This is a genomic window from Streptomyces sp. NBC_00258 (genome assembly GCF_036182465.1).
Classification (GTDB): Bacteria; Actinomycetota; Actinomycetes; order Streptomycetales; family Streptomycetaceae; genus Streptomyces.
This window is the reverse complement of sequence record NZ_CP108081.1, coordinates 10761909-10776519: the sequence shown is the minus strand read 5'-3', so window position 1 is coordinate 10776519 and position 14611 is coordinate 10761909. Positions and strand designations below refer to the sequence as shown.

Genomic DNA, 14611 nt, shown 5'->3' with positions numbered 1-14611 from the left:
TGCTTCCTGCGGGCTACTTCCGCATGACTTCGGGTTCGTGCCGCCTCAGCAGCCGGGCGACCAGATAGCCGAAGACGGCCGAGAGGACGACGAGCATGCCCATGTTGAGCAGCCACACGCCCACCGAGTGCTTGAACAGCGGGTCGGCGGTCAGGTCGCCCGGGACGAGCCGGGCCAGGCCGATGGTGCCCGCCATGGCGCCGAGCGCCCACCGGGACGGCACCAGCCACGACAGCTGCTCGATGCCGGGGACGCCGTCGAGCTTCAGCAGTGCGCCGCAGAACACGACCTGGACGATGGCGAGGAGCACGAGCAGGGGCATCGTGACCTCCTCCTTCCGCACCATGGCGGAGACGAGGAGGCCGAGCATCATCGCGGTGAAGGAGAGCAGGGCGACGGCGACCGTGATCTCGACGAGGGGCGACATGAGCACGCCCTCGCCGCCCGGCGCGTTCAGGTCGACGCCGAGCAGCGCCACCAGGGTCAGGACGACGGCCTGGAGGACGGTGATCGTGCCGAGGACGACGACCTTGGACATCAGGTACGCCGATCTGGACAGGCCGACGGCCCGTTCTCGCTGGTAGATCACCCGTTCCTTGACCAGTTCGCGCACGGCGTTGGCCGCGCCGGTGAGGACTCCGCCGACGCAGAGGATGAGCAGCGCGTTCATCGCCGTCTCCTGCGTCAGCTTGCTGCCGGCCAGGGCCCGGGCCATGGCGCCCATGACGAACGGCAGGGCGATCATGATGGCGAGGAACGTCCGGTCGGCGCTGAGCGCGGCCGCGTACCGGCGCACGAGCGTGCCCAGCTGGGAGCCCCAGCTCTGCGCCTTGGGCGGTCGGGAAACCGTGCCCGGTGTCGGGTCGGCCTGGCCCATGTGCGGCTGGGCGGTGGAGTTGACGATGTACTGCCGGTGCTGGAGCGATGTCAGGTAGTCGCCGGCCCAGTCCCGTTCGCGGTCCCGCTCGAAGGCCTCGAACGCCTCGGGCCACTGTTCGTAGCCGAAGAAGGCGAGGGTCTCGTCGGGCGGCCCGTAGTAGGCGACCTTGCCGCCGGGCGCGAGCACGAGCAGCCGGTCGCAGACATCGAGGCTGAGGACACTGTGGGTGACCACGATGACGGTCCGCCCGTCGTCGGCGAGGCCGCGCAGCATGTGCATCACGGAGCGGTCCATACCGGGGTCGAGGCCGGAGGTCGGCTCGTCGAGGAAGAGCAGCGAGGGCTTGGTGAGCAGTTCCAGGGCCACACTGACGCGCTTGCGCTGGCCGCCGGAGAGGCTGTGGATGGGCTGCCCGACGCGCTGTTCCAGGCCCAGTTCCCGGACGACCTCGTCGACCCGGGCCCGGCGCTCGTCCTTGGCGGTGTCCTGCGGGAAGCGCAGCTGGGCGGCATAGGTGAGGGCACGTCGTACGGTCAGCTGGGCGTGCAGGATGTCGTCCTGAGGTACGAGGCCGATGCGCTGGCGCAGCTCGGCGTAGTCGCGGTACAGGTCGCGGCCGTCGTACAGGACCGTGCCCCGGTCGGCGGGGCGCTGGCCGGTCAGGGCGTTGAGCAGCGTGGACTTTCCGGCGCCGCTGGGCCCGACGACGGCGAGCAGGCACTTCTCGCCGACGGGGAAGGAGACCCGGTCGAGGAGCGTCTTGCGGCCCTTGTCGACGGTGACCGACAGGTCCTGCACGTCGAGCGACACCTCACCCGTGTCGACGTATTCCTGAAGTTGGTCGCCGACCAGGCAGAACGCCGAGTGGCCGATGCCTACGATGTCGCCCTCGTCGATGCGGGCGCGGGTGACGGGCTGCCCGTTGAGGAACGTTCCGTTGTGGCTGCCCAGGTCGACGATCTCGTACGTCCCGTCCGGCAGCGCGCGCAGCTCCGCGTGGCGCCTGGACACGATCAGGTCGTCGACGACCAGGTCGTTGTCGTCGCCGCGGCCGATGCCGACCATGCGGGCGGGCAGCGGGCGGACCGTCGTGGGCTGCCGGAAGGTGCCGGTCGCGGCGGGCAGGGAGACCGAGGAGGGGCGCTCGGGGGCGGGCGGGGGCCGGTCGGCGAGCACGGCGGACGGGCCGTCGGAGGGGTTGCCGAAGCGGATGACGCTGCCGGGGCCGACGTCCCACTCGTGGACGCGGCGGCCGTCGGCGTACGTGCCGTTCGTGCTGTTCTCGTCCCACAGGGTCCAGTGATCGGCATTGGGCCGCAGGACCGCGTGGTGCCAGGAGACCCGGGCGTCATCGATGACGATGTCGCTCAGCGGGTCACGGCCGACGTGATAGTCGTGGTTCGGGGTCATCACCGTGGACCCCGTCTCGGTTTCGAGGACGAGTTCGGGCGCCGCTGAACGCTCTCCCATGCCTGAATTCTAGCTATTCGTCCAGATGTGCGCCTGCTGCGCCCGTTCGGCGGGGCTGTGCCCGAGCGGTTCCGCCGGGATCGGGGATCAGGCGGCCGGCATGGACAGGAAGGGGAGGGTGCGCTGCATACGCAGGGCGTCGACGGACTCCGCGAGCAGTTCGTACTCGGTGGTGTCGTCACTCGTGGCGATGCGGACCAGATGCCCCGCGGCCAGTTCCTCGGCGGCCAGCTCCTGTTGAAAGATGTCGCCGCACCACGCGCGCAGCACGCCGGGCACGTCGGGGGCCGTGGCCGAGACGGGCATCATCGAGTTCGGCGGGAAGTACGGGGCGTCGGGGTTCGGATCGAGGCGTTCGGCCATCCATGACGCCCGGTCCCGTAACCACCACATGGCCAGCGCCAGAGTGGGCGCCCGGTAGGTGCCGAGCGGTACACCGACCCACATGCCTCCGCACACTCCGTACGCGGTGACATGGCAAAGGAATTCGTCGTGCACGATCGCTCCCCCATTGCATCCGCTTGCTGCCGGTCCGGCCTCTCTTTCCTGCGGCTCGCTGGTGGTGCACGATGGCGCTGTTCTTCGGTCGGTCCGCCGGGTGATCCCCTGGCGATTCCCGAGCCGTTCCGAGGGCTGTGAATAGCCCTAGCATTCAAGTATCGCCACTCCTGACACACTGTCACCATGCCATTCCAGCCAGTCTCCTGGCATATTCACGACAGTGACTGGCCGAAATGACACGGCCGGGGAGATCACGGCCCTCCGAGGCATCACAGGAGAGGTGTCCGCGGGCATTACCCGAGGGGTAATCGACGGGTCCGACGACGCCCGGCATGGTTGCGGTACCGGATCCCGACAACGTCCGATCCGGTCCCTGACCAGTACGTACGAGCACGTACGACCTCGATGGAGGCTGATCTCCCATGTCCGCGAACCAGGACCGCTACGAAACCGCCGTCGCCCGTTACTTCGAGGCCTGGAACGCGGGCGGGGAGGAGGCCCTGGCGAAGGCCGTGACCGCCGCCTGGACCGCGGACGGCACGTACACCGATCCGCTGGCCGACGTCCGCGGGCACGACGGGATCGCGGCCGTGATCGCCGCGGCCCACCAGCAGTTCCCCGGGTTCGAGTTCCGGCTCACCGGTGCCGTGGACGGCCACCACGACCTCGCCCGCTTCAGCTGGGAACTGGTCGCACTCACGGACGGCTCGGCGCCGGTCGCCGGCTTCGACGTGATCACCCTGGGCGACGACGGGCGGATACGGAGCGTGCACGGATTCCTGGACCGGGTGCCCGCCGGGGCGTGACACGGCTGCCGCGATGAGTTTTACCGCGCCCGGCGGTCTCATACAGGAGAGACCACCAGGCAGGAAAGACCACCGGGACAGCGGAGGACATCATGAGTACGGGCATCGAATTGGACCAGCAATTCACCGCGGAACTTCGGAAAAGCCCCGAGAAGGGCGGCTGGACCTATCTCGTCTGGCCGGAGTCCGTCGGATTCTTCGGCACGCGCGGCCTGGTCAAGGTCCGCGGGACGATCGACGGCCATCCCTTCCGGAGTTCGTTCATGGCCCTCGGCGACGGCACCCACAAGCTTCCCGTGAAGGCCGACGTCCGCAAGGCGATCGGAAAGGAGGCCGGGGACACGGTGACCGTGCGCCTGGAGCAACGGGTCACGGACTGACCCCCTCGCTCAGGGCTCGGGGGCCGGACCCGGTACCTACACCTCTGGTACTCAGGCCTTGGCTGCCCGCTGCACGATCTCGTCGATGCGGGTGAGCTCGTCGTCCGAGAAGTCCAGGTTGCCCGTGGCGGCCACGCTGTCCTCCAGCTGCTGCGGGCTGCTGGCGCCGATCAGGGCGGAGGTGACCCGGCCGCCGCGCAGTACCCAGGCCAGCGCCATCTGGGCCAGGGACTGGCCGCGGGTCTTGGCGATGTCGTCCAGGGCGCGCAGGTGGCCGACGAGGTCGTCGGTCACCGTGTCGGCGCTCAGGAAGGGGCTGTCGCTCGCGGCCCGCGAGCCCTCCGGGATGCCGTCGAGGTAGCGGCCGGTGAGCAGGCCCTGCTCCAGCGGCGAGTAGGCGATGGAGCCCACCTTCAGCTCGTCGAGGGTGTCCAGGAGCCCCTGCTCCTCGGGGCGCCGGTCGAGCATCGAGTAGCGCGGCTGGTGGATGAGGAGCGGGGTGCCCAGCTCGCCCAGGATGCGGGCGGCCTCGCGGGTCTGCTCCGGCGAGTAGTTGGAGACACCGACGTACAGCGCCTTGCCCTGCTGCACCGCCGAGTGCAGCGCGCCCATCGTCTCCTCCAGGGGAGTCTCCGGGTCGGGGCGGTGGGAGTAGAAGATGTCGACGTAGTCGAGGCCCATCCGGCCCAGGCTCTGGTCGAGCGAGGACAGCAGGTACTTGCGGGAGCCCCATTCGCCGTACGGGCCCGGCCACATCAGGTATCCGGCCTTGGTGGAGATGACCAGCTCGTCGCGGTACGGGGCGAAGTCCGCCTTGAGCGCCTCACCGAGCGCCGACTCGGCGGCGCCGGGCGGGGGCCCGTAGTTGTTGGCCAGGTCGAAGTGGCTGACGCCCAGGTCGAACGCCCGGCGCAGGATCGCGCGCTGGGTGTCCACGGGCCGGTCGGGGCCGAAGTTGTGCCACAGGCCGAGGGAGAGCGCGGGGAGTTTCAGGCCGCTGCGTCCCGTGCGCCGGTAGGGCATGTCCGCGTAACGGTCGGTGTGTGCGGTGTACAACGCGTCTCCAGAGGGGTCGGTACGGAGTGGACCGGTGTCCACTCTCGCCTGCCCGCTGGACAGCGGTCCAACAGGAGAATCGGATGGGATTCAGCGGATACGCTTCTCAATCATGGAATTGCGCCACCTGCAGCACTTCGTCGCTGTCGCCGAGGACCAGCACTTCACCCGGGCAGCGGAACGCCTGATGGTGTCACAGTCCGGTCTGTCGGCATCGATCCGCGCACTGGAGCGGGAGCTGCGGGCCCCGCTGTTCGTCCGCACGACCCGCCGCGTCACGCTCACCGAGGCCGGCCGGGCCCTGCTGACCGAGGCCGAGCGGATCCTCGCGCAGGTCCGCGCTGCCCAGGACGCCGTGGCCGCCGTACAGGGCGTGCTGCGCGGCACGCTCTCGCTGGGCACCGAGCAGTGCATCGCCGGGGTGCCGGTCGCACAGTTGCTGGCCGCGTTCCGCAGGCAGCATCCGGACGTGGAGATCCGGCTGCGGCAGGCCGGCTCGGGGGCGCTCGCCGAGGACGTCGCCGCCGGCCGCCTGGACCTGGCCTTCGCCGTGACGACCCGCGCCGACACGGAACAGCTCCGCTGTCTGCCCCTGACCGGCGAGCCGATGACCGTGCTCTGCCACCCCTCGCACCGGCTGTCGACCGGAGGGCCCGTCACCCCGGAAGAACTCGGCGGCGAGTCCTTCGTCGACTTCCACCCCGACTGGGGTCCGCGCCGCACGACCGACGCGGCCTTCGCGGCGGCTGGCGTGCACCGCACGGTCGCCCTTGAGGTCAACGACGTGCACAGCCTCCTCGACCTCGTCGAGGAGGGCCTCGGCATCGCCGTCGTACCGCGCCACTTCGCCCACAAGCGACGGGCCCTGCCCGCGCTCCCCCTCAAGGCCGACACCGAGACGCCGTACGAGACCGTGGCGATGCTGCCGCCTCCGGAGGCGACCAGTCCGGCCGCCCGCGCCCTGATGTCGCTGCTCGAAACAGGGGGTCTGGCACCACCCCATGAAGGGCTCCAACACTCCTGACCTGGCCCGGTCCCCCGCCGCAGACTCGTGCACATCGATCACGACAACTGCGGCACGGGAGTGCGGAGATGACTGAGCACAGCCGACGGAACGTACTGCGCGGGGCGGCGGCCATCGCGGCGGCGGGCGGACTCGTGGGGGTGACGGGAGGACTCGCGGCGGGTGCTCCCGCCACCGCGAAGGGGCGCCACTTCCCGTTCCTGGAGGGGGCGTTCGCCCCGGTCACCGAGGAACTGACCGCCTTCGGCCTCCCCGTCACCGGACGGATCCCGCGCGAGCTGAACGGCCGCTACCTCAGGAACGGGCCGAACGTCCTCGGCCTGGAGGACCCGCGGGCGCACCACTGGATGCTGGGCGACGGCATGGTGCACGGCGTCCGGCTGCGGGACGGCCGCGCCGAGTGGTACCGCAACCGCTGGGTCCGCTCCTCCCGCGTCGCCGAGAAGCTCGGCGAGCCCTACCCGGGACCGGTGCCGCCGGACGACTTCCCGTGCAACACCCACGTCATCGGGCACCGCGGACGGGTCCTGGCCCTCCAGGAGAGCGGCCCTCTGCCGTACGAACTCGACTACGAGCTCAACACGGTGGGCACGTACGACTTCCGCGGCACGCTGGAAGGCGCGTTCACGGCGCACACCAAGCTCGACGCGGAGTCGGGCGAGCTGCACGCGATGACGTACTACCCGACCTGGAACCACATCCGGCACCTGGTGGTGAACGCCGCGGGGCGGGTCGTCCGGACCACCAGGATCCCGGTCTCGGACAGCCCGATGATCCACGACTTCGCACTCACCGAGAAGTACGTCGTCATCTTCGACATGCCGGTCACCTTCGACCCGGCGGGCGCAGAGCGGGGCGACCTGGTGCCGTACGTGTGGAACGAGCGGCACCCCTCCCGGGTCGGCATCATGCCGCGCTCCGGCGGGCGGGTCCGCTGGTTCGAGGTGGAACCGACGTACTACTCGCACACCCTCAACGCGTACGACGAGGGGTCGTCCGTGGTCGTCGACTTCACGGCCTATCCGGCGCCCTTCCTCGTCGCGGGGCGTGGCTCCGGCGGGCCCTACGGGGCCGGGACCGTCCGGCTGCACCGCTGGACCATCGACCGCGACCGTGGCCGCGTACGCACCAAGGTCCTGGACGACAGGCCGCAGGAGTTCCCGCGCGTCAACGAGGCGTTGGTCGCGCGCAGGCACCGGTACGGCTACACGACGGCCGCCGCCGAGATGTCGCTGGCGTATGTGACGGCCGACGGGAACCCGCCCGACCGGGCCTTCAGCAGCGAGCTGGTCAAGCAGGACCTGCTGCGCGGCACCTCGCAGGTGCACCGGCTGCCCCGGAACGCGGCGGTGGGCGAGGCGGTGTTCGTGGCCTCGGACCCGACGGACGCGAGGGCGGCCGAGGACGACGGCTACACGCTGGCGTACGTCCACAACCCCGACCGGGGCGCCGCCGATCTGCTGATCCTGTCCGCCCAGGACTTCACGGGTGAGCCGGTGGCCCGGGTCCATCTGCCGGGGCGGGTGCCGCTGGGCTTCCACGGGAGCTGGGTGCCCGACGCGTGAGAGCACGTGAGAGGCCGGCCGCGGCCGCTGAGCGGTCCGGCCGGCCTCGGTGCGCTCAGAGCTCGTAGCCCGGCAGGACGACGTCCCGGATGAGGGTGGCCCGCTCGTCGAACGGGATGAACGCGCTCTTCAGGGCGTTGACCGTGACCGTGCGCAAGTCGTCGAGGGTCCAGCCCGCCTCGTCGACGAGCAGGGACATCTCGCGGGTCATGGTCGTGCCGGAGACCAGCCGGTTGTCGGTGTTGAGGGTGACGCGGAAGCCCAGGTCGCGCAGGTGCGTGATCGGGTGGTCGGCGATGGAAGTGGCCGCGCCCGTCTGGAGGTTGGAGGTGGGGCACATCTCCAGGGCGACGCGGCGGTCGCGCACCCAGCTCGCGACACGGCCGAGCTTGCCGTCCACGATGTCCTCGGTGATGCGGACGCCGTGGCCGATGCGCTGGGCGCCGCAGACCTGGAGGGCCTGGTGGATGCTGGGCAGGCCGTGGGCCTCGCCGGCGTGGATGGTGAACGGGACGTTCTCGACGCGCAGGTGCTCGAAGGCGGCGAGGTGGTCGGCGGGCGGGAAGCCGTCCTCGGCGCCCGCGATGTCGAAGCCGACGACGCCTGCGTCCCGGAAGGCCACGGCCAGGTCGGCGGCCTCGCGGACGCGGTCGAACATGCGCATCCCGCACAGCAGCGTGCCGACGCGGACCGGCGTGCCCTGGGCCGCCGCCTTGGCCATACCGGCGGCCAGGCCCTCCTGCACGGTCTCGACGACCTCGGAGAGGGCCAGCCCGCCGTTGACCAGCAGCTCGGGGGCGTAGCGCACCTCGCCGTAGACGACACCGTCCTCGGCCAGGTCCAGCACGTACTCCTCGGCGGTCCGCAGCAGGCCCTCGCGGGTCTGCATCACGGCGAGGGTGTGCTCGAAGGTGGCTATGTAGCGGACCAGGTCGCCGGAGTTGGCCGCCTCGTAGTACCAGGCGGCCAGCTCGTCCGGGTCGGTGGTGGGGAGCGTGTGGCCGACCGCGTCGGCGAGTTCGACGAGCGTGGTGGGGCGCAGGCCGCCGTCGAGGTGGTCGTGCAGGACGGCCTTGGGGAGCCTGCGGATGGTGTCGATACGGGACGCGGTCATGCGGTGTTTCCTCGGCAGGTTGTCGATGGGTGGGGAGTGATGGTCACTGGGCGGTTTCGTCGGGTGCGGCGGGTCGCGGGTCGGATGCGGCGGGCTGCAGCAGGTCCCACCGGTTTCCGTACAGGTCCTGGAAGACGACGACCGAGCCGTACGTCTCGTGTCGCGGCTCCTCCAGGAAGGTCACGCCCGCCGCGGTCATCCGTGCGTGGTCGCGGGCGAAGTCGTCGGTGTGCAGGAAGAAGCCGACGCGGCCGCCTGTCTGGTCGCCGACCCGGGCGCGCTGTGCCTCGTCCTTGGCCCGGGCGAGCAGGAGCCCGGTGCCGTGTGCGCCGGTGTCCGGCTCCACGACGACCCAGCGGGATCCGTCGGGTCGCGGGGTGTCCTCGGCGAGCCGGAATCCGAGGACCTCGGTGTAGAAGCGGATCGCCTCGTCGTAGTCGTCGACGACGAGGGTGACCAGGGCGACGCGTTTCATCGGAGCCTCTCGGGGAGCGAAGGGACAGGACACGAGGAGGGTTATACGTAACACGCGAGGATACGGCATCGGCGGGAGTGGTCGTGCGGGCCGGCTTCGGACGGTGACCTGCGATGCCCGCCCGGGCAGGGGGCCGCGTGCCACCGCCGTACCCGCCTCCTGCATGCTGGAGTCAAGATCAAGCGACAGGAGTGACACACCATGTCCGAGACGCCCAGGTCGACCGGGGCCCCCGCCCACCAGAACGTCACCTTCCCGAGCGGCGGCACCACCGCGCACGGTTATCTGGCTCTGCCGCCCTCCGGACAGGGGCCCGGCGTCATCGTGATCCAGGAGTGGTGGGGCCTCACCGACCACATCGCGGACGTCACCGAGCGCCTGGCGAAGGAGGGTTTCGTGGCGCTGGCTCCCGACCTGTACGGCGGCAATGTCGCCCATGACAGCGCCGAGGCGTTCCGCATGATGCAGGACCTGCCCGTGGCGCGCGGCGTCGAGCTGCTCTCCGGCGCCGTCGACCATCTGCTGGCGATGCCCGAGGTCACCTCCGAGACCGTCGGCTCGGTCGGCTTCTGCATGGGCGGTGGTTTCGTCCTCTACCAGGCCGCCACCGACCCGCGTGTCCACGCCGCCGTCCCTTTCTACGGTGTCATCCAGGGCGAGACCCCCGACTTCTCCGGCCTCAAGGCGCAGATCCTCGGCCACTACGGCGAACGCGACTCGGCCATTCCCGTCGACTCCCTCGCCCCGCTCCGCGACACGATCCGCGAGCAGTCGGGCATCACTCCGGACTTCCGCGTCTACCCCGCCGACCACGCCTTCTTCAACGACGGCCGCCCCGAGGTCCACGAGCCCGAGTCGTCGGCCCTGGCCTGGCGGAGCACGGTGGACTTCCTGCACGCGCAACTGGGCTGACCGGAGCGGCGGTACGACGGTGCCGTGACGCGGGTCGCGGACGGACCCGCGTCACTCACGGGTGGATCGCTGCTCAGGCGGACGCGACGATCCGTACACGGTGGCTCTCGTTGTCGGAGAGGAACGCGGCCAACTCCCGCCCCTGCTCGGCCACGTCGGTGCGGTCGGCCCGGGAGAGGCGGCGCAGCGGGGTGACCAGCACGGTGTCCGCCTCCACGGTCCAGGTCGCGGCGACCCGGCCGTCGACCAGGACCACGCGAGCGCCGGCGACCGACAGCCCGCGATGGGCGTCGTCGATGATCCGGCCGCGGTCGTGGTAACCGAGGATCGCGTTGTCGAACGCCGGCAGGAACCGCGCCGGGGCGGGTGTGTCGGGGTCGGGTCGCGGTGCGTCGGGAAGGTCCAGCAGTTCCCGGCCTCGCTCGTCGCGGAAGGTCACCAGTTCCTCCCGTACGGCGGTGATCGCCGCCGGCAGGCCGGCGAGGCCGCTCCAGGCGCGCAGGTCGGCAGAGGCGGCGGGGCCGAACGCGGCCAGATACCGCCGCACCAGCGCCTGGCCCACGGGATCGGAGCCGTCCGGGGCCGACGGGTCGATCTCACGACCGAGCCAGGAGGCGAGTGGGAGATTGCGCACTCCCGCCCGTGTGCGCCACAGTCCGCGCGGTGGCAGTTGCACCATCGGGATGAGGGCGGCGACCAGTAGTTCGCCCAGTGGCCGCGGCCCCGGCTTCGGCCAGCGGTCGGCGAGTGCCCGCGCCAGTTCGCTCATCGAGCGGGGCTCGCCGTCGGCCATGACGGCCCGGCCCGCCGCCGCGAGTTCGTCGAGATCCACTCCGGCGAGTTCGCTCCGGTAGACCCCGAGTACCCGTTGGCGCAGCATGGCGTCGTGGCGGGCCCGCCAGGCCAGGACGTCGTCGGCGGTGACGAGGTGGACGGTGCGGCGCATGAGGTGGGTGCGCACCACACTCCGCGCGGTCAGGAGGTCCGAGAGCACCGCCGGGTCGAACGCGCGCAGCCGTGACCAGAGCCCGACGAACGGTTCCTGCGGTTCCTGCGCTTGCAGACCGCCGAGGTGCGCGACGGCGTCGAGCACCGGCATGTCGGCGCGGTCGAGCAGCAACTGCCGTGCCAGCGTTGCCCGGTTGAGTGCCCGGGTGTCGAGAACGGTCATCCGGTCGCCCCCGCGGTCTGTCCGAACCTCATGGTGAGCATTTTCCCTTCGAGTGTGTGCAGGATTCCGAGGTCGGGACCGGGTCGGGGCGGGGCCCGACCCGGTCGGGATCCATCGGTGTCAGGTCGACTTCTTCCCGTCGAGCGTCTCGCGCAGGATGTCCGCGTGCCCGGCGTGCTGGGCGGTCTCGGCGATGACGTGCGCCAGCACCCGGCGCACACTGCGCACGGCTCCCGGCTCGTGCCAGGGCGCCTCCGGCAGCGGATGTGCCGCCGAGAGGTCGGGCACGGAGGCGATGATCTTCTCGCTGTGGGCGGCGACCTGCTCGTAGCGCTCTACGATTCCGGCCAGCGTCTCGCCGGGCAGCATCAGGAAGTCGTTCTGGTGGTCGATCATCCACTGTGGGAACTCGCGTGCGGTGCCGGCCGCGAAGTCGGCCCAGGTGACGCCGTCGGGCAGGTCGTAGCTCATCGCCGACGGGCCGTCGACCACGAAGCGCATCCATCCCTCCTCGATGGAAGCGACGTGCTTGATCAGCCCGCCCAGGCACAGCGCGCTGACGGTCGGGCGCTCACCGGCCTGCTCGTCGCTGAGCCCGCGCACGGTGTTGGTCAGGGCTTCCCGCGCGGTCGCGAGCGCGGCGATCAGGTCGGCCCGCTCGGCGTCGGGGGTGGAAGGGGGCGTGGTCATGGCGGTCACAGTGATCGGTCCTTCTGCCTCGTTCTCGTCTTTCGGTACGAGAACGACGGTCGCAGCAGAAGCGGACAGGGAGTGTCCTCTTCTCGGGGCAGTATGGGTGTCATGCCGAAGACATCAGCCCGACTGCTGTCACTGCTCTCGCTGCTCCAGGCGCGCCGGGACTGGCCGGGGGCGCTGCTGGCGGAGCGGCTGGACATCAGTCCGCGTACCGTGCGGCGCGATGTCGACCGTCTGCGCGAGCTGGGCTATCCCATCGTGGCCTTCAAGGGGCCCGAGGGTGGGTACCGTCTCGACGCCGGATCCGACCTGCCGCCGCTGCTGTTCGACGACGAGCAGGCCGTCGCGCTCGCCGTCGCACTCCGGATCGCCACGACCACCGGCGCCGGCATCGAGGAGGCCGCGGCGCGTGCGCTGACCACCGTCCGGCAGGTCATGCCCGCACGGCTGCGCCACCGGATCGACATGCTCCAGGTCACCGCCGTCGGACGGTCCGCGACCGGCCCGGAGTCGCAGGTCAGCAGTGGCGTACTCATGGCACTCGGCGCCGCCGTCCACGCGCGCGAGGTGCTGCGCTTCGACTACGCCTCCCCACCGGGAGCCGGCGACGACGATCCCGCCATGACCGCACCGCGCCGGGTGCAGCCCCACCACCTCGTCACCTGGGGCGGGCGCTGGTACCTCGTCGCCTGGGACCTCGACCGCGAGGACTGGCGCACCTTCCGCGCCGACCGGATCACCCCGCGCGTCCCGACAGGGCCCCGGTTCACACCGCGCGAGCTGCCCGGCGGGGATGTGGCCGCCTTCGTGGCCGGCCGGTTCCGCGGCTCCGACGGCTCGGTCGACTGGCCCTGCCGCGGCGAGGTGATCCTCCGTCTCCCCGCCGCCGAGGTGTCCCGCTACTCCCGGGACGGAGTCGTCGAGGAGCTCGGCCCCGACCGCTGCCGACTGGTCCTGGGCTCGTGGTCGTGGCCCGGTCTGGCCGCGGACATCGGCAGGTTCGACGCCGACATCGAGGTCGTCGGCCCGGCTGAGCTGAAGGACGCCTTCGCGCACCTGGCCCGCCGCTACGCGAACGCGGCGACGGGCCCACTCGGCGAGAAGCGTCAGTACGTGTAGCCGTTCAGCGTCGACACCGCGGCCGCCGGGTTCCCGAGGTCGTACCGGTCCACGGCGAGGAAGTTGGGCTTCTTGCGGGCGGCGGGCTGGCAGAAGCGCTGGGCCCTGTCGGTGAGTTTGGTGTTGTCGGTGGTGGCCGTGGAGGCGATCGCGGCGTCACGGAAGTGGTTCATGACGAAGAGCGGCCGGAACGGCGGCGCCGTGGCGGTGAGGGGAACGTTCGTGTTGGCGTCGTACCAGCGGCTGTAGCAGGACCAGTTGGAGCTGCCGAGACCCGAGCCCATCGACCAGTAGTTCTCCACGGTCCACTCACGCTGGTACATCACTCCGAAGCTGTCGCGGGTGAGGCCGGCGGACTGGTCGGCGGAGCGGCTGTGGTCGGTGAAGATGAGGAGGCGGTCGTTGGCCGCGATGAGTTCCGACATCTTCGGCCAGCCGTTGGTGCGGACACCGGTCTGGTCGGGGCGGTACAACACGTCGGACAGGCCGTTCACGCGGGCCAGTTCGCTGCGCAGGACGCCCGGGTCGACGTAGTCCTCCAGGAAGACGGTGACGAACTCGTTCGGGTTCGCCTTCAGGTAGTCGACCATGCGCTGGATGTCCACCCACAGCGCGACGGGCCGACTGACGAGGGTGCAGCTGTTGTGGCAGAGGATCGCGCCGTCTGAGGTCTGGTGGATGTCCAGCATGAACCCGCGTACGCCGTCGGTGAGTTGTTGGTTGATTCCCCGGCTCTGGTTCGGGACGAGGTTGATGAAGGGTGGCGCGAATCCGCCGTCGACGCCGTTCGCGTAGGCGTTGTGGGACGTGAGGAACGTGACCTGGTCCAGGGTGCGTTGGTCCGGGGACGGCATCGGGGAAGTCGGGGACGTCGTGGGAGTGAGGTACCAGGAGGCCTGGTTCCCCGCGGCGCCCAGGGCCAGTTGGGCGGGGTAGTTGGAGCCGGACGGCTTCGCGGCGACCGTCAGGTACTGGTCGGCGCCCGGGACTTTGAGCCGGTACTGGTCGGTTCCCGTCGCCGTGATCTCCCACGGGGCGTCGCCGCTCGTACAGGCCACGGTTCTCGCCTGACCGCCGGAGCGGCCGAGGCAGCTGCCCGCCGTGTCGGTGCTCTCCAGCACGTACGACGCGCCGCTCGACCGGAGCGTCCACTGCTGCCGGTCCTCGTTGCCCTTGGGGTTGCGCTGGACGACCGCTCCCCCGCTGTCGGCGGCGTTCAGGCCGGTGACCGCGCTCTGCACGTAGAACACTCCTCCCGTCGGGACCGCCGCCGAGTGGGCGGGGGCGGTCAGGACGGAGGTGAGTGCCGCTCCGGCGGCGGTGAGGGCGAGCAGGGGGCGATGCATCCGCATGTCGGTCGGGGTCCCTTTCAGCAGCGCGACGGCGCCGGAAGCGGCAGCCGGGAAATGGGGGGTCTGCGCGGGACACTCAATCGGCTTGGT

The 14611-nt window shown here is 70.7% G+C and carries 14 protein-coding genes; 6 read left to right on the top strand and 8 right to left on the bottom strand.

The annotated features are described in order from the left end of the window. Positions 1–13: 13 nt before the first annotated feature. Both OG718_RS47865 and OG718_RS47860 read right to left on the bottom strand, forming a co-directional pair. A complete protein-coding gene (locus OG718_RS47865) occupies positions 14–2350 on the bottom strand; it encodes an ABC transporter ATP-binding protein/permease (RefSeq protein WP_143633935.1) in 2337 nt (778 codons plus the stop codon). A gap of 87 nt (positions 2351–2437) precedes the next feature. After that, positions 2438–2848 (bottom strand): hypothetical protein, encoded by a 411-nt coding sequence (locus tag OG718_RS47860; protein ID WP_143633933.1) that lies wholly within the window; start codon positions 2846–2848, stop codon positions 2438–2440. A gap of 425 nt (positions 2849–3273) precedes the next feature. Here OG718_RS47860 and OG718_RS47855 point away from each other — a divergent pair, with 425 nt between their 5' ends. Further along, entirely contained in the window at positions 3274–3657 is a 384-nt protein-coding gene (locus tag OG718_RS47855; protein ID WP_328847144.1) for a nuclear transport factor 2 family protein, read from the top strand. A 92-nt stretch (positions 3658–3749) separates the two neighbouring features. Then, a complete protein-coding gene (locus OG718_RS47850; protein WP_143633929.1) occupies positions 3750–4037 on the top strand; it encodes a DUF1905 domain-containing protein in 288 nt (95 codons plus the stop codon). 51 nt (positions 4038–4088) lie between these two features. On the opposite strand, the gene mgrA is transcribed toward OG718_RS47850, so the two are convergent. Next, the gene (mgrA, locus tag OG718_RS47845) at positions 4089–5093 is read right to left on the bottom strand and encodes an L-glyceraldehyde 3-phosphate reductase (RefSeq protein ID WP_143633928.1); all 1005 of its coding nucleotides are present in this window, start codon (positions 5091–5093) and stop codon (positions 4089–4091) included. A 112-nt stretch (positions 5094–5205) separates the two neighbouring features. Here mgrA and OG718_RS47840 point away from each other — a divergent pair, with 112 nt between their 5' ends. Both OG718_RS47840 and OG718_RS47835 read left to right on the top strand, forming a co-directional pair. Further along, positions 5206–6117 (top strand): LysR family transcriptional regulator, encoded by a 912-nt coding sequence (locus OG718_RS47840; protein WP_328847143.1) that lies wholly within the window; start codon positions 5206–5208, stop codon positions 6115–6117. A gap of 68 nt (positions 6118–6185) precedes the next feature. Further along, positions 6186–7682, top strand: coding sequence for a carotenoid oxygenase family protein (locus OG718_RS47835; RefSeq protein ID WP_328847142.1), 1497 nt, complete (start codon positions 6186–6188; stop codon positions 7680–7682). Between the two features lie 55 nt (positions 7683–7737). On the opposite strand, the gene OG718_RS47830 is transcribed toward OG718_RS47835, so the two are convergent. Further along, positions 7738–8796, bottom strand: coding sequence for an adenosine deaminase (locus tag OG718_RS47830; protein ID WP_328847141.1), 1059 nt, complete (start codon positions 8794–8796; stop codon positions 7738–7740). Between the two features lie 43 nt (positions 8797–8839). Continuing rightward, complete coding sequence (locus OG718_RS47825; RefSeq protein ID WP_328847140.1) at positions 8840–9271, bottom strand: VOC family protein; 432 nt, start codon at positions 9269–9271, stop codon at positions 8840–8842. A gap of 201 nt (positions 9272–9472) precedes the next feature. Here OG718_RS47825 and OG718_RS47820 point away from each other — a divergent pair, with 201 nt between their 5' ends. Next, the gene (locus OG718_RS47820; RefSeq protein WP_143633916.1) at positions 9473–10183 is read left to right on the top strand and encodes a dienelactone hydrolase family protein; all 711 of its coding nucleotides are present in this window, start codon (positions 9473–9475) and stop codon (positions 10181–10183) included. A 73-nt stretch (positions 10184–10256) separates the two neighbouring features. Here OG718_RS47820 and OG718_RS47815 read toward each other — a convergent pair whose 3' ends face one another. Together OG718_RS47815 and OG718_RS47810 are read right to left on the bottom strand one after the other, a co-directional pair. Beyond that, the gene (locus OG718_RS47815) at positions 10257–11354 is read right to left on the bottom strand and encodes a winged helix DNA-binding domain-containing protein (RefSeq protein ID WP_328847139.1); all 1098 of its coding nucleotides are present in this window, start codon (positions 11352–11354) and stop codon (positions 10257–10259) included. A 120-nt stretch (positions 11355–11474) separates the two neighbouring features. Beyond that, the gene (locus OG718_RS47810) at positions 11475–12053 is read right to left on the bottom strand and encodes a DinB family protein (RefSeq protein WP_328847138.1); all 579 of its coding nucleotides are present in this window, start codon (positions 12051–12053) and stop codon (positions 11475–11477) included. A gap of 102 nt (positions 12054–12155) precedes the next feature. Here OG718_RS47810 and OG718_RS47805 point away from each other — a divergent pair, with 102 nt between their 5' ends. Then, positions 12156–13169, top strand: coding sequence for a helix-turn-helix transcriptional regulator (locus OG718_RS47805; protein WP_328847137.1), 1014 nt, complete (start codon positions 12156–12158; stop codon positions 13167–13169). Here the strand turns inward: OG718_RS47805 and OG718_RS47800 are convergent. Then, on the bottom strand, positions 13157–14521 hold the full coding sequence (locus OG718_RS47800; RefSeq protein ID WP_328847136.1) for a phospholipase: 1365 nt from the start codon (positions 14519–14521) through the stop codon (positions 13157–13159). The genes OG718_RS47805 and OG718_RS47800 overlap by 13 nt on opposite strands. Between the last annotated feature and the right edge of the window lie 90 nt (positions 14522–14611).

Excerpts from the sequence above, each read along its gene's own strand:
- OG718_RS47865 (WP_143633935.1), bottom strand. The coding sequence starts at position 2,350 with ATGGGAGAGCGTTCAGCGGCGCCCGAACTCGTCCTCGAAACCGAGACG.
- OG718_RS47855 (WP_328847144.1), top strand. The coding sequence starts at position 3,274 with ATGTCCGCGAACCAGGACCGCTACGAAACCGCCGTCGCCCGTTACTTC.
- OG718_RS47850 (WP_143633929.1), top strand. The coding sequence starts at position 3,750 with ATGAGTACGGGCATCGAATTGGACCAGCAATTCACCGCGGAACTTCGG.
- OG718_RS47840 (WP_328847143.1), top strand. The coding sequence starts at position 5,206 with ATGGAATTGCGCCACCTGCAGCACTTCGTCGCTGTCGCCGAGGACCAG.
- OG718_RS47835 (WP_328847142.1), top strand. The coding sequence starts at position 6,186 with ATGACTGAGCACAGCCGACGGAACGTACTGCGCGGGGCGGCGGCCATC.
- OG718_RS47830 (WP_328847141.1), bottom strand. The coding sequence starts at position 8,796 with ATGACCGCGTCCCGTATCGACACCATCCGCAGGCTCCCCAAGGCCGTC.
- OG718_RS47825 (WP_328847140.1), bottom strand. The coding sequence starts at position 9,271 with ATGAAACGCGTCGCCCTGGTCACCCTCGTCGTCGACGACTACGACGAG.
- OG718_RS47820 (WP_143633916.1), top strand. The coding sequence starts at position 9,473 with ATGTCCGAGACGCCCAGGTCGACCGGGGCCCCCGCCCACCAGAACGTC.
- OG718_RS47815 (WP_328847139.1), bottom strand. The coding sequence starts at position 11,354 with ATGACCGTTCTCGACACCCGGGCACTCAACCGGGCAACGCTGGCACGG.
- OG718_RS47805 (WP_328847137.1), top strand. The coding sequence starts at position 12,156 with ATGCCGAAGACATCAGCCCGACTGCTGTCACTGCTCTCGCTGCTCCAG.
- OG718_RS47800 (WP_328847136.1), bottom strand. The coding sequence starts at position 14,521 with ATGCGGATGCATCGCCCCCTGCTCGCCCTCACCGCCGCCGGAGCGGCA.